Origin of the sequence: Bacillus sp. LNXM12-1, assembly GCF_003004375.1 — a bacterium.
GTDB lineage: Bacteria > Bacillota > Bacilli > Bacillales > Bacillaceae > Bacillus.
Window position 1 is genome coordinate 193,092 of record NZ_PVWX01000005.1, and the last position, 22,827, is coordinate 215,918.

The following is a 22,827-nucleotide window of genomic DNA, read 5'->3' on the forward strand; positions in this document are numbered from 1 at the left end:
ATCTATTTTCGTTTTAATCTCTGTTTACGGCGGTTTTTCCCATCTGCCATCGCCTGTTTACGGAGATTAGATGATTCAGTGACAGCTTGCTTTTCTTCCTTTACCCCATGTATCTTCTTCAGTTCGGCAGCCAATGACGCGATGGTCGGGTGGCTATACATCATGACTACCGGAACCTCTATGCCATAAATTGATTTGATATGACCGCTCATCTGCAGCAAATCAAGGGATGTCGCACCCATTTCAAAAAAGTTCTCATTCACATCCGGTTCATGATGAAAAAAGGAGCTGAGTACATCACTCAATGATGCTTCTAGACGATCATCTATGACCTTCGATATTTGTTGAGACGGCTCTTCTTCCTGCTGCATAGGTGTTAATCGATGTTTCATTCTCTCACCCATGTCTCGAACAGAAACAAGAATTTGCGGATAATCTAGACGCAGCACTTCCTGAAAGGCCTTTATCCCTTGTTCTGGTAAAATTCCCGCCTGCTCCTCAAGTGCCATCATGTCATTGACTTTAGCCGCTAATGCTGAGTCGTGTGCCATACCGACTTTTTCCCACCGATCCCAGTTTAAAGAAATCACTGGCTTTCCTTCCTGCCTCTTCGCATGAGCAAAGCTGTCCATAAAAGCATTGGAAGCCGCATAAGCCACTTGTCCAGCCGCTCCAAGAAAGGACACTAGGGATGAACAAAGTAAAAAGAAGTCGAGCGTTTCATCCTTGAGTGCTTCATCCAGCACATAGGTCCCGTTGATTTTTGCCTGACACATGCGAATTTCATCGTCTGCTGTTCTTGCTTGGATGATCTTCCCGTCTGCCTCTCCTGCCGCATGAATGACACCATGTAAATCACCAAATGACGTATGAGCCAGCTGGACCGCTTTCTGCACAGCATCTTGATCTGACACATCACCGTGTACAACTTGTACATCAGCTCCTAACCCTTCAAGAGTCATCAGCTTTTTCACGGTTTCAGCTTCTTTCCCCTCCGCATCACGCAGATCAAGCCATGCAGAGCGTTCACGTATTTGTACTCGGCTCATGAACACAAGTTTCACTTGATACGTTTCTGCTAAATGTTTAGCTAATGTGAAGCCAATGCCCCCCATACCGCCGGTCATGAGGTAAACGCCATGAGTCCTGAAAGGCTGCTTGGACGATTCCTCTTTGTTTAAAGGGGTGCTTGAAGCCTTTCGAACCCACCTGCTGTTCACGCGATACGCCACGACCGCATCTTGATCGTGCATTGCAACCTCGTATGAAAGAAATAGCGGCCAGTCCGCCTTTGTTTCCTGACATAAATCAATGTGCTGACACGCAATATGCTGATATTCTTGAGGAATGGTCAGAGCCAGCCCAGTACATGTTGCTTGAAGAGGATTGACCTTCTCCATCCCGATTACATCATGCGCTTGGTTTGTCACAAGATGAAGACGGATGGCTGTGTTATGATACTGGCTGATCAGCCTGACGAGATCGAGCACAGATAAGTAGTTTGGCTGATCACCTGTATCTTCTGTTAGTTCATCATGCATCCAGATGATCTCTTCCGGTATAAATTCAGATTGCTGCAGTTCAGCCATCACCCACTCTAAATGTGACAGCATATGAACGTCCGCCTTCATCAACTGGTCATTTTCTTTGATCGTATGATCACTTTGACAGACGCTGACAACCTCTGCATGCCGTTCTTTCAAATAAGCGCCAATATGACCATTTTTCTCAAAAACCAAGATACGCTTCCCTTGATGATGCTGCTCTTTTAGTACAGGTGCAGAGCGTTCCCATACCGGAATGTAAAACCAGTCTTGAAAATCAGCTGAGAGTTTCTCCCCCTTTTCTGATGGCGCTAAAGCGGTCATCAGCTGATCCGCTTTAAACTGCGGAGAGGGGAATATTTGATGCTCGAATGGATATGTTGGCAGTGACACTCGATATGGGGCCTTTTCTTTTCTGACAGCGCTCCAATTCGGTTCCACTCCAAAACTCCACAGCTTCCCTATAGCCTTTTTCATATATTCATCATCAGCAGCTTGTTCTTTTGGATGTCTCACCATTGAAACAGCCGCTGCTTTGTTCACATCATAGTCATCATGTCGTCTCACAAATTGAGTTAACGTATGACCTGGCCCCACTTCAATGAAAACCACTTCTCCAAGTCCAAGTAACGTCTCTACTCCTTGACTAAATAAAACAGGCTGCCTGATATGAGATGCCCAGTAATCAGGTGATGCGGCTTGTTCATTTGTTAACCAGCTCCCTGTCACATTCGAAAGGATCGGAATCTCGCCCTGCTGGTAGGTGATCTCCGAGAGAACGTTCTTAAACTGTTCGGACGCTTCATCCATCATACTCGTATGAAAGGCGTGAGAGGTTTTCAGCTTTTGGACAGAAGCTCCTCTTTTTTCAGCTTGTTCGAGATAAATCTGTAACCGTTCTGAAGGACCGGAAACAACAGATAATTGTGAGCTATTCACTGCAGAAAGCTCGACACCTTCTGGAAGATCATGTTCAATCTCTTCGGCAGGGAGTGACACACCGGCCATTTCACCTGGAGGCATTTTTTGCATCAAACTGCCTCTTTTTAAAACGATCCGGATGGCATCTTCAAGGTTGATCATACCGGCCACGCAGGCAGCCGTGATTTCTCCAATACTATGACCAATGAAATAATGCGGACATATGCCTAGTCCCATCAGCTTCGATGCGAGCGCATACTCAAAACTAAACAAGATGATTTGTGTATATGATGTTTGCTGCATGAGTTGTGCTGCTTCTATGAACTCTTCTTCGGTTGTTGGATATAACACGTTCTCGATCTCAACACCTGATAACGATAAAATAATGGCAAAACATTTCTGAAGCGTTTCTTTAAATTCAGGGTCTTTCTCATATAAATCCTTGCCCATATTCACATACTGAGCACCTTGACCAGAAAACATCCAAACGATCGCAGGCTGTTGAAAGGCCTTTTGCGGCTGGCCGGCTGACTGGAATGTGCGGCCCGGACCTGCAAGAAAAGCTTGTCGATAAGGAAAATGCTTTCGTCCCTCTTGCAGGGTAAATGCAGCATCGGATAGTGTGACATGCTTATGTTCTTTTAAATAAGAGGTCATTTGTTCAGCAGACTTTTGAACCGCCTGCTTCGATCTTGCCGAAATCACCATTAGTTCATGATCTCTTTCTACTGACGGTTTGTCGGCGGCGGGTGCCTCTTCCATGATCAGATGTACATTCGTTCCGCCGACTCCAAATGAACTGACACCGGCACGCAGCGGCTGCTCTGATTTCGTCCATGGTACGGGTGTTGTATTTACATAAAATGGGCTTGATTCAAAATCAATTTTCGGATTCGTTTTTTTATAATGAAGGCTAGGCGGCAGCATCTGATGGTACAGACTAAGCGTTGTCTTGATAAAACCTGCAATCCCTGCGGCTGAGTCAAGATGACCAATATTGGTTTTCACAGACCCAATCGCACAAAACTGTTTTTTATCCGTTTGAAAAGCTTGCTTTAGTGACTCAATTTCAACTGGATCTCCAAGAGTTGTACCTGTGCCATGTGCTTCAATATAAGATATACTCTCAGCTTCTACACGACTGATGTTGAGTGCCTTTTTAATGACTTCGCTTTGTCCTTCTATACTTGGTGCTGTGTAGCCAACCTTCCGCCCGCCGTCATTGTTATAGGCTGAACCTTTAATCACGCCATAGATATGGTCCTTATCCTTTAGTGCCTGCTTTAATGATTTGAGCACAACAACTCCACAGCCCTCGCCGCCAACGGTTCCTTCTGCCTGTTCATCAAAAGCCCGGCAGTGCCCATCTGGCGACATGATCATGCCCTCTTGATACATGTATCCTTTTTTGTGAGGGGTCGTAATGGTGACGCCGCCTGCGAGTGCCATTTTACATTCTCCAGTAATCAGGGCGCGCGCCGCCATATGAATGGCAGTCAAAGAGGAAGAACAAGCTGTATCAACAGCTACGCTCGGTCCCTTCAAATTCAATTTGTAGGATACCTTTGTGTTCATGAAATCTTTATCTGTTAATTGAACAGCCGCAAATTGTTCAGATGAGTGATTCGTTCTCATCAGCATGGAAGCAGCTTGCCAATATAAATTAGCAGAAGCAGCTCCAAATAAACCAATCGGTTCCTGATAGGTTTCAGGGTTATAGCCTGCATCTTCAAGGGATTCCCATGCCACCTCATGAAACATGCGGATTTGCGGGTCCATTACTTCTGCTTCACGCTGTGAATAACCAAAGAAATCTGCATCAAAGTGATCATGCTGATCGACTGCTCCTTTAGCACGTACATATTGCTCATGGTCTAATGCTTTTTTCTCAACCCCTGCCTCCAGCAGCTCTTCCTTCGAAAAGAACGTAATGGACTCTCTTCCATTTGCAAGGTTGTCCCAAAAGTGATGAATATTCTTTGCTCCCGGAAAACGGCAGGCCATCCCAACCACTGCAACCTCTAATCCTGTGAACTTACTCATCTATCATCCCGCCTAACAGTTGAGCGGCACTTTCTAAGTCATCCGCTTCATTTTCTCCATCATTTTCGATCTGTTTCTCTTGCCCTGAGACTTTGTTTCTCAATTGAGCGGCTATTTGCGAAACAGTTGTATATTGGAACAGCTCCATCACTGTCAGCTCCTGCTGAAATTCCTCTTTCACTTTATTGGACAGCTCAACGATATTAAAAGAGTTCCCGCCTAAATCGAAAAACGGTTCATCTATACGAATCTGCGCAGCAGGGACTTGTAAAATAGATGCGAAAATGCGAACAAGCTTCTGCTCTGTTTCATTATGTGCTTGAATGGTCAACGGCTCTTGATTGGCTGCCGCCTGATCTTCTGGATTCGGCAGTGCTTGGATATCCAATTTCCCTGATAGATTCAAAGGAAATTGTTCTATTTGAATGACATGCCTCGGCACCATATAACCTGGTAACCTTTCACTTAAAGACTGACGAAGCGCACGCTGATCTATCGCTTGTTTTGCCATCATATATGCGCAAATGTATTGGTCCTGATCCTTCGTTTCCTTAGGAACGACAATGACATCTTGAATCAGCCCTTGCATATGCGGGTCATCAAGAATCGCTCTGCGAATCTCCTCGAGCTCAATTCGATACCCTCTGATTTTCACTTGGCCATCGTTTCTTTTAGCAAATTCTATCAACCCATCAAACCGCCATCTTGCAAGGTCTCCCGTACCGTATAACATCCCGCTGCTCAGCTCTGGTTTTTTGATAAATTTCTCCTTGCTCAGATCAGGGTGATTGATGTACCCACGACCTACACCATCGCCTGCTATATATAGTTCGCCAAAGACGCCAATCGGAACTGGCTCCCCTTGCGCGTCACATATGAAAATATGCTCATTCGGCATCGGCTGCCCAATAGGAATGACCTGCTCGTCCCAGTCATGGGGAATCAAAAAGGATGATGACTGAACCGTACATTCAGTCGGTCCATACGCATTAATCATGATTGGTTTTTCACCTGATATATGCTGTAAAAATTGATCCATCAGCTCTTTTGTGAACACCTCTCCGCCCACTAGCAGCATGTTCAAAGCAGGCAGGTCTTGTTTTGATTGCGCTGCTGCCTTGTTCATCAGCTTTAAGTGAGAAGGGGTCACATCTGACAGCTGAATGTGGTTTTCTTGGTAAAACGACCATAACGCATGCCCATCCATACGGACTTCATCTTTGGCAATATGCAGCGTATGCCCGAGGAGCAATGCCGGGAACAATGTTTGAACAGACGCATCAAAAATGTGTGAAGCCAGCATCCCTACTTGCAAAGGATCAGGGAGCAGATCAAAAAAGCGCGTTTTCATTCCATATACCAAATTAATGACATGACGATGTTCAATAACGACCCCTTTTGGATGCCCTGTCGTTCCTGATGTATACAGGACATACGCCATATCCGAAGGCGAAATAGACCAAGTCAGATTCTCTTTTATTGGCGATTCTTGAAGCATGTCTTGAATCACATGAACCTCGACATCCAATCCTTCATATCCTTCTGCATCCGAGACAATAGCTGCAGCACCGCTGTTTTTGAGCATATACCGAATTCTTTCGATCGGCAGATGGACATCAATCGGTAAATAAGCATAGCCAGCCTTTAAAATGCCAAGAATGGCAATGACCAGTTCAGCAGACCGATTCATTCTGAGTCCAACAGGAGTCTCACGTGTCATCTCACTTTGAGACAGTCTAAGTGCAATGCGATTCGATAAATCATCAACCTCTTCATATGTATAGGAGGTGGTGCCAAACACAACAGCCGTTCGTGCTGGATGCAATTGGACTTGTTCTTGAAATAACGACACAATATCACGATCCACTGGATAAGCGAGCGACTCTCCTTGAAACGAATCAAACAGCTGACTTTTCTCCATATCAGATAAAAATGAGTGTGTGCTCATCGCTTGTTCAGGCGTTTTGAGACATTGCTCTGTGAGTGTCATGAAATGTCTGGAGAACTGCTCCATCATTTGATCGTCATAAATGGAAGCATCCCAGTGAACTTCAGCATGAAGGTGATCTTGTTCTTTCTTCCAAACAATGAGCACATCTGCATGCAGCTGCTCTCGGTCAGCATGCCCATGCAATGTCTCAAACGCACATGCCAGATTGACACGCCTCTTGTCTTCTCCTACTGAATGCCAAAGCTCATCCATTAAAATATGAACAGGATAGTTTTGATGACGCACTGCCTCCTGAAACGATTGTTTCACTGCCTCTAGCCCTGCGCTAAAGCTCATATGAGGCTCAATCTCTGCCTTAAGCGGCAGCATATGATTAATGGCTGATTGATTGGCAGACTGTTCCATTGTAGGAACAGTCACCATCAACTCAGTTTTTCCGCTATAACGTTGAAGCAAGCCAAAAGCAGCTGTGGTCAGCACGATAAACAGGCGCAAATCAGAATCTCCACATAATTGCTTTAACGAATGGTTCATAGCCACAGGGAAGGACGAATGAAGCGATCGGTTCATTGCAGCAGAATGGGCTTGTGAAACCGTATGAGGGATCCGGCCATCCAGTTGTACACCTGATAAGACAGATGTCCAGTAGACTCTTTCTAACGCCCTTTCCTTCGCCGCTGCTTTCAGTTGAAAATCATCATGTTCAATCACTCTTCCATTCACCTCTTTACTTATATTTTTAAGTCATCTAATTCGAAAAGAGATACGTCGTCTAATTGCTTGAATGAAGAAGTCAGTTCGATCTCTTCTATTCTCATCGCATCTGCTGAAACAGCCCGCATGATGTCTTTCAGCAAGCCTGCAATCCGCTGAATGGTTTCCTCACTGAATAGCTCAGTATTATATTCAATCGTTGAAGAAAGACCGTCTTCCTGCTCATACGCAATCCAGAGTAAATCAAAGCGCGACGTTCCTGTCTCATACGGATAATCACTAAAGGTTAAACCGCCTACCTTCAGTTCTGGCTGATTCATATTTTGCAAAGCGAACACAGCATCAAACAATAGATTCCGGCTGACACTCCGGCTTAACTGGAGGTCTTGAACCATTTGTTCATATTGATATTCTTGATGTCCGAAATCGCCGATGACATGTGCCTTCACATCCTGAAGGAATTGCTGGTACGTCAGCTCTGCTTTAGGATATAAACGAAGTGGCAGCATATTGACAAAGATACCGATGACTTGCTGCAGCTCCTCTTGTTTTCTGCCTGCTACCGGAACCCCGACCGTGATATCTGATTGTCCGCTTAATTTATGAAGCAAAATCTGATACACACTTAACAGACCCATAAACAGAGTGGCGTCTTCTTTTAAAATCATTTGCTTAAACGCGTTCAGCTCCGCTTCTTCTATACGGAATGTATAATGTCCGCCGCGGAATTGTCTCACCTCTGGCCGATCGAAATCTGTTGGCAGATCAAGTAGCGGGGCACCCTCTAACCGGTTTTTCCAGTAATCACTCGATTCTTTCAGTGCTTCAGACGCAAGCATGTCATTTTGCCATTCTGAAAAATCTTTATATTGCAGAGCGAGAGGCTCAAGCGTCCTGCCGTCATATAACTGCATAAAGTCGTTGACCAAAATATCTTGAGAAAGACCGTCTGAGATAATGTGGTGCATGTCCAGCATGAGCACGAATTCCTCTTCTGCCAGCTTCATCACACCGACTCTCATCAATGGAGCCTCACTTAACGTAAAGGCAGTCAAAAATTGTTCAATCACTTGTTTTTGATCTTCCTCAGATCCTTGTGTCGATCCCTTTGTGAGGTCAAACAATGTGACTGCAAATGGTACCTCTTCTTCAATCTTTTGATAAGGGACGCCATTCTCTAGTACAAACGCTGTCCGCAAACTTTCGTGTCTCTTAATGAGCTGCTGAAATGCCCATTCCAACCTGCTGATATCGAGTTTTCCTTTGATTCGCCCCGCTTTAAACTCGTTGTATCCTGTGCTGTTTACATCCATTTGCTGCATGAGATACAACCGTTTTTGCGCAGACGACAGAGGATAATGCTCCTTCACTTCGGCTTTTTCAATCGCATGATAAGCAGCAGTATCTGCTTGGTCGATATATGCTGCCATTAATCGTATCGTAGGTATTTGGAAAAATTGTGGCAGCGTCAGCTCTACACTAAATGCACGATGAATGATGCCAATGAAGGTAATCGCCTTAAGAGAATCTCCACCCATTTCAAAGAAATGATCATCTATGCCAATGTCATCAATCTTAAAGAATGCTTGCCAATGTTGACTTAATTCCTTCTCCAGCTCTGTTTCAGGTGCCGCATAATTCGTTGAAAGCGCTGGCCGAGAATACAAGTTTCCATCTTGTACATGCTCTCCGCCGCTCTCTTCCTCACGGGATAAACGGTCTACATATCTGTGAATACGATCATGTAAAGATGTTGTCGAAATAACCATTTGTTCCACTTGATCCAGTGAAAGCAATCGTTCAAAGATCATTCTTCCTTCTTTTTCTGTAATTAACGTTTCGGTGACATCATCTCCGATTGGAAGATCGAGCTGCTTCCCCTGCTCAAATTCCCAGCCGTCAAAGCTAATGACAGACCACTGTGTTTCTGAACGTAGATTGCGTTCATACACGTACGCATCGATGAAATGATTCACAGCTGTATAGGCTGTAAAACCGAGTCCGCCCAAGATCGGTGACAAAGATGACAGTACAAAACAGAAATCAAGGGATCGATCACCTAAGGCGGCATCAAGATGAAGTACGCCATTCATCTTCGCTTCAAAATGCGGCTCCGAAAATGTGACATCTGTTTGCTCCATCACCCGGAAAGATTGGTCGCCTGTCACTCCAGCTGCATAGATCACACCGTCGATCTGTCCATATGACGCATCCACTGTGTTGATCAATTGCTGGATATCTTCCCTGTGACGAACGTCTACTTTCTGTATGAGAACGTCTGCGCCTGTCTCTTCCAGTGCCATTACCTTTTGTATTTTTTTCTTTGTTGGATCCTGTTCATCGTGCGTAGACAGCCATTCTTGCCACTTGCTTCTATCAGGGAGTCCAGACCTGCTCGTTAAGATTAAGGTTCCCTTCGTTTGCTCGGCCAAAGTCTGGGCGATATTCAATCCAATAAACCCAAGTCCGCCAATTAAAATGTAGACACCATCTTTTTTAGCCAAATGAGCATGTCCTGTTTCGGGAACTGAACCTTTCGCATACTTTTTCACATATCGCTTATTTCGTCGATAGACCGTGAGAAGCTGTCCATACGCTCGATCTAGCTCATCGCTTATTTGCTTCAGCAATCGCTTTTCTTGAACCCCATTTTCCACCGGGCGATCAATATCAAGAATGCGGTAACGCAAGTTCGGTGTTTCTTGTGATATAACCATGGCAGGTCCTAGATGGATCGCTTTTTCAGGATAAAGTACAGGTTCACCGCCAACAGCATATGTCAATGAGGAAAGAACGGTAATCGATACCTTTTGGTCCAAAACATATTTTTTCAATGCCTGGCCGATATAAAGCAAGGAGTAATAAGCATCTTGCTGCGTTTGCTTCACCCATTCTTCTTCCGTGTGAGATGGCTGTCGTTCTGAAAGCCCCCATAGATGACAAACTTCTGACACGTTCATTTCGTCATCTGCCAGATTTGAAATGAGCCTTTCATAATCAGATGGCTCATGTGACCGAATGGTATAGCTTTTTTCGTCATGCTTCGTAAATTCATTTCCTTTACGAACCACTACGAACTCGTTCCGTTTCGTCAGGAGCTCAGCCGCAATCTTCTCTCCGAGAGCAGATGGCTCTGCAAACAAAAGCAAGGCTCCGCCAGATGTATCTTCTGATGGCACGCAAGGTAAAAGATCCGCTTCCCAATGAGGGGTATAGAACCATTCATCCATTTGCTGCTTTCGTCCAGACTGCTTTGGTTTTTCTTGTTTCACACGATCTGCTGCATCATACCAATAGGAGGTTTGATCAAACGCATACGTTGGCAGCGGCATTTTCCGCGGCTGACGGTTTAGATGGAACCTGTCCCAATCAATAGATAATCCGTTTGTCCATAGACGTCCCATTTGACTAAGTAAAAATTCAGTATCCGTCACATCTTGTTTTGCATGTCTTAACACATGACATACATGCTGATTCAGGCCGTTCAATGACCTGTTGACCATCACGCTTAAATCTTGTCCTGGTCCAATCTCAATTAATTGAATATTGTCCTCTTGTAAAATATTGGTGATGCCTTCAGCAAAGCGAACTGTATCGGTCATATGCCTTTTCCAATAAGACATATCTTTCGCACTCGTATCTGTCATCCAATCTCCTGACAAATTCGAAATAAATGGAATACGAAGTGTTTTGGCTTTCATATGCTTTAATTTTTCTCCGAATTGCTCCGCTGCCTCCTTCATGACATGTGAGTGGGCAGCAATGGTTCCACCTAACCGCATACACATCAATCTGTTGCTTTTCAGCTCTTGTTCAAATTCACTTATCGCTTCTTCTAGACCTGACACGATACATGAGGAATCATTGACAACCGCGAGAGAAATATTTTTTGGAAGCATCGGTTTTAGCTCTGCCTCAGGTAATGGAACACTCATCATGACGCCAGCTGGTGACGATTGCATCGCATTCGCACGATAGGCGACCATGGACATTGCGTCCTTTAAGCTGAATAGCCCTGATATAGCGGCCGCCGTTAATTCGCCAAAGCTATAGCCGATCATTGCATCAGGACGAATGCCCCATTCAATGAAGAGCATGGATAAGGCATATTCAATGGCAAAAATGGCCGGCTGTGCATATTGAGTACTTGCTAATTTTTCACGCGCCTTTTCTGTTTCAGCCGCTAATGGGTAAAGAATACGGGCAAGACTTCGCCCCGTTGCTTCTTCATATGCTTGAAAACAAGCATCCATTTGCTTCTTAAAGTAAGGCTCTTCCCGGTACAAATCTAATCCCATATTGAGATATTGATTGCCTTGTCCAGAAAACATAAAAATAATCTTTTGTTGCTCCACATGCGAATGCATGAGCTTTCCAATGCCCTTGCCTTGCTTTTCTGTTAATACTCGCAAAGCATCTTCTCTGCTTGCCGCAACAAATGCCTGACGGAAACCAAAGAACTGTCTTCCTGTTTGCAGAGTATAAGCTGCGTCTGCCAAATTGATAGAAGGCGTGTTTTCTATTTGGTTTACGAGTTTGTCTTTCATTCGTTCCAAGCTCGTTTTGCTCTTTGCTGAAAGAACAAGCAGCTCAGCAGAACGAGGCATTTGCTGACGATCTCTTTGTGGTGCTTCTTCTAATATGACATGTGCATTGGTTCCACCCATTCCAAATGAGCTCACCCCAGCCCGCCGCAAATGTGAAGCTGGCTGCTTCCAGTCAGTCAGCTCAGTGTTTACAAAGAAAGGGCTATGCTCAAATGCAATGTTTTCATTGGCTTTTTTGAAGTGAAGACTAGGTACAAATGTGTGATGCTGAAGCGAAAGCACAGCTTTGATCAAGCCAGCTGCTCCTGCCGCTGCATCCAAATGTCCAATATTGGTTTTGACAGACCCAATACGGCAAAATTGTTTTTTCTCTGTGTCGAAAGCCTTTGTTAGCGCCTCTATTTCAATCGGATCACCAAGTGATGTTCCAGTTCCATGTGTTTCTACATATTCAATCGTATCTGGTGAAACATCTGCTTGATGTAAGGCATCCTGAATGACACGTGTCTGTCCTTCAACGCTTGGAGCATTGAAACCAACCTTTTGATCACCATCATTGTTGATGGCAGAGCCCTTAATGACCGCATAAATATGGTCACCATCTTCTATGGCTTCACTCAGTGCTTTTAAAGCAACAAGACCAACACCATCTCCGCCAACCGTTCCATCTGCTTGATCGTCAAAGGCGCGGCAATGGCCATCGCTTGATTTCACCATGTTCTGCTGATAAACGTAGCCTGATTTCACTGGGTGCAGGATCGACACACCTCCTGCAAGTGCTACATCTGAATCACCATTTGCAATGGATTGACAGGCCAAATGCAAAGCGACCAAAGAAGTCGAACAAGCGGTTTGCAGCGTGAGCGCCGGTCCTTTCAAATTCAATTTATGGGCAATTCTTGTACTCACGGTATACGTATCATTGAGTGAACCCACTTCAAACAGCTCTGACATGCTGCTATCAAGGGAAGCTGCAAAACGCTGAATCCATTGAAAGTTCGATGTGGACCCAGTAAACAACCCAACTTTACCCGTATAATCTTCTTGCACATACCCCGCATCTTCCAGCGCCTTATAGGCGTACTCATGCAGGAGGCGTATTTGAGGATCCATCATTTCTGCCTGACCTGGCGAATAGCCGAAGAAGGATGCATCAAATAAATCAGGTCCATCAATCACACCTTTTGCCCTCACATAATCGGGTCGTTCGAAGGTCTGACGGTCAATACCAGCTTCAAGCAGTTCTTCATCGGAAAAGAAGGAAATTGATTCTTCTCCATTCTTCAAGTTTCGCCAAAATGCCTCAACATTTTTCGCACCAGGGAATTTACCAGCCATTCCAATAATGGCAATCGGCTCATTGGCTTTTCTTGTCTTTTGTTTCACAGGCTGCGTGCCTGCCGCTACCTGCTCTGAATCGCCGCTTAAATATGCGGCAAGCTCTCTAATCGTTGGACGGCGGAACATTTCGACCATTGGAATGCTTTGATTCAATTGCTTAGCGAGCTGTTGATTGACGTGGATTAAGTTGAGTGAATGCCCGCCAATGTCAAAGAATTTGTCATGAACACTTACCTCATCTAAGCCGAGGACTTTTTTCCAGATGTCTTGAATGACTTTCTCAGTATCAGAAAGATTGGCAGCGCCCGCCTGCTTATTCGTTTGCTGCGCCTGTTTCAAAGCAGGTAATGCCCGTTTATCTAGTTTGCCATTGGCAGTCAGCGGCATATCGTCCAATTGAACAAAGTGAGTTGGGATCATATAATCCGGCAGCTGATCAGCCAACGCTTGTTTCATTGCAGCTTGATCAAGTCTGGCTGTCGTGACAACATATGCGGCCAAACATGGTGTACCAGAAGCATCTGGCTTTACAACAACAGCTGCTGCTTTCATACCTGGCTGTTCATTCAGCCAAAATTCAATTTCACCTGTTTCAATACGATAGCCTCTCAGCTTCACTTGATCATCATTTCGACCTAAAAATTGAATGAGCCCATTAGGCAGAATGCGGGCTGCATCACCTGTTTTATAAATTTTTTCACCTGGCTGGAAAGGGTGATCGACAAACCTTTCTTCGGTGAGTTCCGGTCGATTCAAATACCCTTTTGCGACACCTTTCCCGCCAATATATAATTCACCGACGGTTCCTTCCGGCATGAGATTCATATGTCTGTCAAAAAGAAGAATATCTGTATGCTGTGCAGGCTTTCCAATCGGTACATACACGTCTTGATCATAATCCTGGTCATATCGATGAATCATGCAGCCAACCACCGTTTCAGTTGGTCCATATTCATTCACAATTTCAATTGGCTGCGGGAAGGACTGCTGAATGGATTTCGCTAGAGATGTTTCCAGCTGTTCTCCGCCTAAAATGAAACATTTCATTTGGCTGTCTGGGAAAGACAAATGCTTAATAAACTGTAAATGAGATGGTGTCAGTTTCATCACATGTACGCGATTATCTTTTATGATGTCTTCGACAAGCAGCTGCCGGTTTTCATGGTGGTAAATCATGATGGTATTTCCTGAAATGAGCGGCGTGAAAATAGAAGTAACCGTCAGGTCAAAGGACAGTGAAGTATACAAAGCAAAATGCCTTGTTTCTCCTCGAACATAAACTTGCTTCGCCCAATCAATATAGTTGGCTAAGCCAAGATGATGAATGAGTACACCTTTAGGTCTTCCGGTCGTACCTGATGTATAAATGCAGTAGGCTGTTTGGTCTGAGGTGATGGCTTCTGCCAAGTTGTCTGATGGTCCGGTGTATAGATCCGGCTGTGTGATATCAATTTTTTCTCCATGATAAGCATAGGTGAGCCCTTTAATTGGATGAGTTAAGAGCCATTCTACTCCGCTGTCTTCTAATAGATATTCTATTCGTTCCTGCGGGTATTCAGGATCAATCGGCACGTATGCACCGCCAGCTTTTAAGATCGCTAAGCATGCTATCACCATTTCAATGGAATGCTCTGCTAAAATGCCGACACGCTGCTCCTGTTTGACTCCTTTGTTTTGTAAATAATGTGCGAGCTGGTTCACTCTCTTATTGAGTTGTTCATATGTAACCGTCGTATCGCCAAACTCAACTGCGGCTGCCGCTGGCGTTCGTTCCACTTGTGCTTCAAAAAGGTCAATCACCGTTGGTTCATTGCTAGATGTTGCCCCGCCATACTGCCGGAAGACCGCTAATTGCTTTTCTTTCTCTTCTTCTGATAGCAGCTGTAGCTGAGCAGCAGATTTGTGCGGATGAGCACAGGCATCAGACAGGAGATGAAGAAAATGCTGACACCACTTTTCGATTTGTTCAGCTGAAAAGCTGACTGGGTTATACACCAATGAAAAGTGCAGCTGATCATCAAACGCCTGGACACTAAGCGTGAGATCGAATTCTGTCTGCTCAGTCATCTCAAATCCACGAATACGAATAGGCTGATCGTTTTTCGTAAGCATTTGATCTAGTGGATAGTTTTCAATGACGACGATTGAATCAAATAACGATTGCTCTGCCGTCATTCCTGCATATTTCTTTAAATCAGATAGCGGTGTATGTTCATATTCATTTCTTACAGCTATCTCACGACTCACTTCCTGCATCTGTTCAAGAATCGGCCGCTCTTGTTCGAATGAGACCCGCAGCGGCAATGTATTAATGAACAGCCCTGTCATCTTTTCAATATGAGGGACATCCGCATTTCTCCCTGATACTGTTGTCCCAAAGACAATATCATCTTGGTTGGCATACTTAGATAGCAAAACTCCCCACAGCGTATACATCACAGATGCGAGCGTCACGTCATATTGATTCGTGAATTTGCTCAGGCTCTCCGCAATGGAAGTATCCACTTGATGTTCATATTGATGAAAAACTTCTGAATTTTCATATGCGCCGCTTGACTTCGGAAGCAGTTCTGCATAACTCCAGCCATTGAAAACATTTTTCCAATAGGCGGCTTGTGCTTCTGTCTGTTGAAGGTTTTTCTGCTGCCATTTGACAAATGATTGGTAGGACGGTCTTTGTTCAAGAAGAGGTTTGTCCCCATTCGATAAACGCTCATATGCACTCATCCAATCGCTTAATACAATCCCAAGGCTCCATCCGTCCAATAAAATGTGATGGAAGCTAATGAGAACCCAGCTGACTTCATCATTCACTTCACATAACGTCAGGCGAAATGGGACTTCCTGCAGATCAAAGCGTTCTTCTCGGTTCTGTGCCGTCACCTCCTCTTTCAGCACATGAAGAGGCTCCTTCGCTTGTGTCAAATCACGATATCGAATGTCTGGCTGGTGCTGCTTCAGCACAATTTGTACTGGTCTTGCGAGTTCCTGCCATCTGAACAATGTTCTAAGCATTTCATGCTGTTTGGTGACATTCGTCCATGATTGTTCAAAAATGTCTCGATCTATCGGTCCGTCTATTTCGATCAGCAGTTGTTCAAAATAAGCCGTTCCGTTCGGTTCCATTAAATGATGAAACAGCAGTCCCTCTTGGATCGTAGTGATACCTAACATATTTTCAATGTTCTGTTTATCCAGCTTCTGCGGCTGTAAAGCCATGGGATCATCTCCTTTCTCTCTAAGAATGTTTCACGAAATAATGGCGTAAACCATAGTTAGCAATAACCTGCTGCTGAATTTGCGACGTTCCTTCAATAATTTCAAGCACCTTCGCTTCACGATATAGTCTTGAAGCTGAGTTTTCCCGGCTAAATCCACTTCCGCCATGGATTTGGACATTTGTATTTGTAATGTCAACGGCGATTTTAGAGGTGAAATATTTTGCAATGGATGTTTCTGTGATCGCATCAGGGTGATTCGCTTCTCTCATTTCTCCAGCCTTTAGGCATAAGGCTCTCGCTGCATGGAGCTGGGTAACCGCATCTCCGATCATGCCTTTGATCATTTGATGCTTGTACAATTTTTCATTAAACTGTGTTCTTTTACGTGAATACGTGACAAGAGAATCAACGGCTTCTTGTGCGATGGCAAGCCCTGCCCAAGCGACACTGTATCTTCCATGGTCTAATGCGAGTGACACCACGTGGTTAAATCCACCCCCAACAGGTCCTAAGACACTGTCTTCATGCACCTGGACATGATCTAGAGTGATTTCCGCTAAATATGATGCTCGATTGGCCATCATTCCTGTAATTCTCTCAATCTCTACACCCGGCTGATCTCGATCGACAAGGAATGCCGTGACTTGTTCACCGTCTCTTGCAATCACAATAAAGAAATCTGCAATCGCTCCAAAGGAAATCCACTTTTTCTTCCCATTTAATACATAGGATTGTCCTTCTTTTTGATAGCTTGTTTCAACATGATTGGCATCTGAACCAATATTCGGCTCTGACAAAGCAAAGGCACCGATTTTTTCTCCTTTAGCTAATTCAACAAGCCAGCCTTGTTTTTGGTCTTCTGTTCCATAACGAAGAATGGCTTCTCCTACAAGTGAATTCACTGTCAATAATGTCCGTACATTACAGCAAGCTTTTCCCACTTGTTCCGTGAACTGTCCATATGCTATTGGATCAAGCCCCAGCCCTTGATAGGAAGACGGGATACCTGCTGCCAAGTAGCCTCTTTTCGCCATATCTCGAATGAGCGACTCTGGTAAATGTTCCGTCTCGTCGAATTCATTGGCAAACGGACGGATATGTTCATCGCAATACTGTCGTATTTCTTCAATGGCATCGATCGTTTGTTCAGCTGTTTTCATGAAGAGCGGCCCCCTGTTGTTTTCTCTCAATTAAGGCGACAATGCGATTGACCGTACTAAAATGAGCAATGTCGAGGTCTTCGTTATCTAATTGGAAGTGAAAATCATTTTCGATATAGTTCACTAGTTTCATCGCAAATAGAGAATTGACAAAGCCTTGTTCAAAAATATGATCATCATTTCCAAGCTCAATTTCCTCATCAAATACCACTAGGTTTTGCTCGATATAGGCTCTTACTTGTTCGTGTAGGTTCATGATTTAATCTCCTCGCTTTTCGCTTTTTTATTGTTTGGCTGGATCTTTCTGATTTAATTCAATATTGACATCTACGTATTCTGGGAAAGGCTGAATCATGCTTAAATCATTTTCAAACAAGATATAGCCATCCTCCCCCTTCTCGATTTCTTTGAAATTCGCAAACTTGTATGTGATATACATCATGCGGTTTCGGTCGGTTTGTTTAAAGTCAGCCACAAGCCGCTTTCCTCGCTTTTTCGCTTCTTGCAAAATCGTTGTGAGTAAAATGGTCCCGACACCACGAGACATGACGCGGCAAGACATAAGCAGCAGTTTGACATGCCAGGTGTCGCCTGTTTCTTCTATTAATGAGAGTCCAATTTTTCCATAGGAACCGAATTTATCTTCAAGTTCACAGACAAGCAGCAAGTGAGAATCTGATTGACGGAAGAAATCAAGTTCTTCATAATCATAGGTTTTCCCGCTCGCATTTAATTGATTGGTACGGACGGTCAGTTCTTCAGCTCGCTGGAGGTCTTGTTCTCCTGCTTCTGAAATCACGAATTTCATATGTAAAGACGCCAAGAATTTCTCAGGCGGCCCTTCATATTTCTCTTCTTCCTGCTGCCTTTGGTCCGCTTCTAAATACATTCTTCTGCGTCGTCTGGCATCTTCTGTGATAAAGACTGGACGCAGCCGATCATCAGTGAGTAATGACATATAATCCACTGCATCCCAGCACGTAATCTCTGGATGAACAGCCTTCACTTCCTCTCGTTCAAATGGCTGATCATCAATAAAGAGAATGGTATCTTTATGAATATTTAGGCGCTCGCTGATTCTCTCTAAAGAACTAGATTTGGCATTCCAATGAATCTCTGGATAGAGAAAGAAATGCTCGATCCCAAAGGCGGAGAGCTTTTCCCTCACGGCTGCTTCATCATTCCGGCTTGCAATAGAAAGAAGGATACCGCGCTCATCTAATTCTGTTAGCACTTCCTTCATCGAAGGCTTTAACATCACTTCATCTGATTCAAGTAAAATTCCATCCCATAATGTATGATCTAAATCCCAGACAACACACTTGATTTGCTTAGCCATTTGTTTTTCTCCTCTCACATGTCATATTGGAAAAAGCCTTTACCTGATTTTTTGCCGTACTCGCCTGCGTCGACCATTTTGACAAGTAGAGGACATGGACGGAACTTCGGATCTTTGTAGCTCTCGTATAAAACAAGCAATGAATTCAAAATCGTATCAAGTCCAATTAAGTCCCCTGTCGCAAGTGGTCCCATTTTATGGCCGAAACCTCCGCGGAAAATTTTATCGACATCCGCTGGTGTGGCGACTTGATCTTGCACCGCCCAAATCGCTTCGTTGATTGTCAGCATAAGCACACGGTTGGAAACAAATCCCGGAAAATCATGCACCACAACAGGTGTTTTATCAAACGATTTCAAGAAACCTTTTGCGGTTTCAACTGTGTCATCAGAAGTTGCTTTTCCTCTAATCACTTCAACCAACGCTTTAAGAGGAACAGGGTTCATAAAGTGCGCCCCAATGACCTTCTCAGGGTGATGCATAAGGGACCCTACCTTTGTAATCGAAATACAGCTCGTGTTCACAAAATAGATGGTTTCTTTCGCACAAATATCTCGCAGCTCTTCATAAATGGGTTTTTTAATCTCCCAATCTTCCGTCACATTTTCAATGACGATATGCGCGTCATGTAAGCCTTCAAGTGAAGTTGACAGCTGGATTTGAGACAATACATCTTCTAAAGACAATGAGATTTTCTTCTTTCTCACAAATTGAACCAGTTGATAGGTCTTCTTGATTTTTTCCAGCGCTTCATTTAGTTTTTCTTCTGTGACATCAACTAATGTGACTTGATAGCCATTTGCTGAAAGGTCTAATGCCATATCAGCCCCCATCACACCTGCTCCAATCACACCTACGTGCTTCGTGTTCATTTCTCCAACACTCCAATTCGCTTTAAAATGACATTGATTTTTTCTACGACTTCATTTGTTAATGAATGAATAAAAAAGTGATCTCCATCGAATTCAAAAAACGCACAATCTTCGCTTGTATATTGATCCCAATCGTCTAAATCGAACAGCACAGAAGGCAAATCACGTGTACCATAAAAAATAGAAATTGGACAAGCAGCTGGAACGACTTCATCACACAGATAGGTCTCCAAAAGCTGAAAGTCTGCTCTTAAAATCGGCAGAAAGAAATCAAGCACTGCATGGTTATCGGCAAGTTCCTCAGGAACGCCTCCCATCGCAATGATCGCCTCTTTTAGTTTGGAATCTGACAGTTGATGATAGACTTTCTTTTCTGGAATATGTGGTGGAAAGCGCCCAGAATAAAAGACATGGACAGGCTCTTTGTTTAACCTTGTTTTCATTCTTTTTTGTAATTCATACGCAAGGACGGCTCCCATGCTATGACCGAAAATGGCATAGGGCTCTCCTTCTTTTAAAGAGGAGGACGCCTGTACATAAAGATCATCTGCGACCTGCTGTAAATCGGTTAGAACAGGCTCTGTCATTCTTGTCCCGTGCCCAGGGAGTTCAAGGGCATGAATTTCTATCGACTGGTCTATATAAGATTTCCACGTACTGAATACGGTACTTGCCCCACCTGCGTACGGTAAGCAAAATAACTTCACGACACGCCACACTCCCTTTTGCATTTGATTGCCAACGCTTCCAGCCAGTCTTTTTCATCAACGATGATTTGTTCTAAAGAAGCTTTGATATTGGCTTGGTACCTACTAGACATCTCACCTGAAAAAAGGAGTTTTGCTGCCTGATGCCTCGCTTTCTCCCATTCTGATACAATACGTTCCATCCATCCCACCAGCTCAGGTAGATCGCCTTTGATGAGATTCAGCCGATACAGCTCCACTTTCTTCGTATTGATGATCTGATTGAACGACGCCACGAGCTTCTCGATATCATCCAATTGCGGATACTGCTCATAAAATGTTTCAAGAGCTGTGATTCCTTTTTCGATTACGTCTATCTGACCATGCATATTTCTCAGGAAATAAGTCGTTTTTTGATCAAATAATTCAGTCGAGAGCTTGTCCGGATCAAAGTAGAAGGACGCATAGGAATGAAATTGATCATTCGGCTGAAAATGATCATGAAAGGTGTCATACCCTTTCTGTACATCTTTAAATGACAGCACTTGATGCTCATAAGACAAATTATCTAAATGCCGATTCTCTAATACTTGAAAGGTTTGCTGATTTTCATCGAAACCCTTAATTAAAATTGAATGACGGCTATGGGTTGTCAAATACTCTTTTCTGCCTCTCTGAACGTAAGGGTCTACCCACACAATGACGGGGCGGTCCCGCATCACATCTTGTTTGACCTTTTCAATGAGATTGACACAATACGTCATTTTTTCAACTTGAATGCCTTGTAAATTCATAATCTTTTCTGGATCGTGTGCCGACATCCAGTCAATCTGCAGCAAGCCGTCCTCTGAAAGCCCATAGGCAAATTGATCATTTAATAAGTATGGAGCGACTTCTTGATCATGCAGCTTCACAATTGGAAAAAAGCAATTGAAGAAACAGCTTCGATAAAACAAATCATTATAAGGATGAATGCCCGAAATCTGTTTGACGGTCATCTTTTTTTCCTCTCTTTCCAGCAGTAGATGTCACCATAAATCCTTTGATGAAACCAATCGTACAAAACCAAATGAAAAACAAATAATAAGAAATCGCTAATTCAATGAGAGAGGAAGGTCCCCATACAAAAGTCATTTTCCAAGGCAGCCCATTAAAGGCTAGTTGCGAAAGAATCATTGGCAGGAGCAATATCCCAATTAGCAGCAGCACCCAGCCGATGCTTTTCAGCCAGACGCCAAGTGACATGTCCCTGCGAACTAAAGCGCCGTTTCTTACACGCTTCCTCCACTTGATAAAACGAACGATAGACACCATTTGCAGCAAAATAAAAAGACATGTCCCTGCTAAACTCAATTGATCAATGAGCTGAAATGGATCTATTGATGACTCTGCTTCTTCATTTGTACCCGCGATCGTATTGGCAATAAGACGTGCCGTTTGCTCGGTGTAGCTGCTATTCATATTTGCTAACACTCCGATAGCAATATCTTCTTTTGGCTGGATCAGAAAAAATGATGAATAGTTTGGGTTAGAGCCTGCATGAAAAAGCGAGTCCACCTGCCCATGCGCCTTTTCTATATACCAGCCGGCATTGTAATAGACATGCTTCCCTTCTTCTGGGACATTCACAGTTAAATGATCAGGATTTTTTACAAAACGAGACCAAGTTGAATCGGTCAATTGATATTGCAGCCAAGTCCCCACATCCTGACTATTCATCACAATATAGCCTGCAGGGGTGTTGCCTCGATATTCTGGTGCTTCATAAGCATGCGGAGCAAGGAATTGCAGTTTAAATCCTTCTGAGACAACACCGGACTTCATGCGTTTTAGCCCAGCCTCCGTTTGGTCAAGATGATGCCTTTTAAACAGTTCTTTCATATAAGCCTCATACGACGTTCCTGTTACATTTTCAATGATGAGACCAAGGACATCATAGTTGATGGTGGCATATTCAAAGGAGCTGCCTGGCTTACGATTAAGCTCGATTGATTTCAGCTGATCAACTGTTTTTTTCAATGCATCCTTTGCATGATCAGGCTGGATAAGCGCAATGGTTTGAAAGGGAATGCCGCTTGTGTGATGCATTAATTGCTCCACCGTCAAACGCTGAGGCTTTCCATGGTATGTTGGAAAAAAACCTGGAATATAGCTGCTCACTGGATCTTTTATATGAAGTTTTCCTTGCTTCTCTAACTCCACAATAGCAAGGGCGGTAAACGCCTTTGATGTAGAACCAATTTCAAAGAAAGTACTGGCTGTCACTTGCTCCTTTTTCTTTCGATCCGCATAACCAAAGCCTTTTTGGTACACCACTTCGTCCTTTTTCACAACCACAACGGACATGCCTGGAATGCGCCCAAGCTTCATCTGTTCCTCTATCACTTGATCAATGGCTTTAGGTGTAATCACTGCTTTTGCATGTGTCCCCCCGGCAAAGCTGCTTATCCATAAGACCGCTAATAAACATGACATGTAGATAACATGC

Annotated in this window: 10 protein-coding genes; all 10 read right to left on the reverse strand. The window is 43.9% G+C overall.

Annotation, left to right across the window (positions count from 1 at the left end):
* Nucleotides 1-2 precede the first annotated feature (2 nt).
* The 10 genes from C6Y07_RS17430 to C6Y07_RS17475 are packed head-to-tail and all read right to left on the reverse strand — an operon-like array spanning nt 3 to nt 22,814.
* Nucleotides 3-4,508, reverse strand: coding sequence for an SDR family NAD(P)-dependent oxidoreductase (locus C6Y07_RS17430; protein ID WP_106157123.1), 4,506 nt, complete (start codon nt 4,506-4,508; stop codon nt 3-5).
* Complete coding sequence (locus C6Y07_RS17435; protein WP_066031206.1) at nt 4,501-7,170, reverse strand: non-ribosomal peptide synthetase; 2,670 nt, start codon at nt 7,168-7,170, stop codon at nt 4,501-4,503. The genes C6Y07_RS17430 and C6Y07_RS17435 overlap by 8 nt, the downstream gene beginning before the upstream one ends.
* Nucleotides 7,171-7,190: 20 nt before the next feature.
* Nucleotides 7,191-16,280 carry a hybrid non-ribosomal peptide synthetase/type I polyketide synthase gene (locus tag C6Y07_RS17440; protein ID WP_106157125.1) on the reverse strand — a complete coding sequence of 3,030 codons (9,090 nt, stop codon included), beginning with the start codon at nt 16,278-16,280 and terminating at the stop codon, nt 7,191-7,193.
* A gap of 19 nt (nt 16,281-16,299) precedes the next feature.
* Nucleotides 16,300-17,442: an acyl-CoA dehydrogenase family protein gene (locus C6Y07_RS17445; RefSeq protein WP_106157127.1), complete on the reverse strand. Its 1,143-nt coding sequence runs from the start codon at nt 17,440-17,442 to the stop codon at nt 16,300-16,302.
* Complete coding sequence (locus C6Y07_RS17450) at nt 17,429-17,698, reverse strand: acyl carrier protein (RefSeq protein ID WP_106157128.1); 270 nt, start codon at nt 17,696-17,698, stop codon at nt 17,429-17,431. The genes C6Y07_RS17445 and C6Y07_RS17450 overlap by 14 nt, the downstream gene beginning before the upstream one ends.
* A gap of 27 nt (nt 17,699-17,725) precedes the next feature.
* On the reverse strand, nt 17,726-18,781 hold the full coding sequence (locus C6Y07_RS17455) for an HAD-IIIC family phosphatase (RefSeq protein WP_034664698.1): 1,056 nt from the start codon (nt 18,779-18,781) through the stop codon (nt 17,726-17,728).
* Between the two features lie 14 nt (nt 18,782-18,795).
* The gene (locus C6Y07_RS17460; RefSeq protein ID WP_066031209.1) at nt 18,796-19,653 is read right to left on the reverse strand and encodes a 3-hydroxyacyl-CoA dehydrogenase family protein; all 858 of its coding nucleotides are present in this window, start codon (nt 19,651-19,653) and stop codon (nt 18,796-18,798) included.
* Nucleotides 19,650-20,360, reverse strand: coding sequence for a thioesterase II family protein (locus tag C6Y07_RS17465; RefSeq protein ID WP_034664703.1), 711 nt, complete (start codon nt 20,358-20,360; stop codon nt 19,650-19,652). The genes C6Y07_RS17460 and C6Y07_RS17465 overlap by 4 nt, the downstream gene beginning before the upstream one ends.
* On the reverse strand, nt 20,357-21,337 hold the full coding sequence (locus C6Y07_RS17470) for a C39 family peptidase (protein ID WP_106037210.1): 981 nt from the start codon (nt 21,335-21,337) through the stop codon (nt 20,357-20,359). The genes C6Y07_RS17465 and C6Y07_RS17470 overlap by 4 nt, the downstream gene beginning before the upstream one ends.
* Nucleotides 21,300-22,814 (reverse strand): serine hydrolase domain-containing protein, encoded by a 1,515-nt coding sequence (locus tag C6Y07_RS17475; RefSeq protein ID WP_223254162.1) that lies wholly within the window; start codon nt 22,812-22,814, stop codon nt 21,300-21,302. The genes C6Y07_RS17470 and C6Y07_RS17475 overlap by 38 nt, the downstream gene beginning before the upstream one ends.
* Between the last annotated feature and the right edge of the window lie 13 nt (nt 22,815-22,827).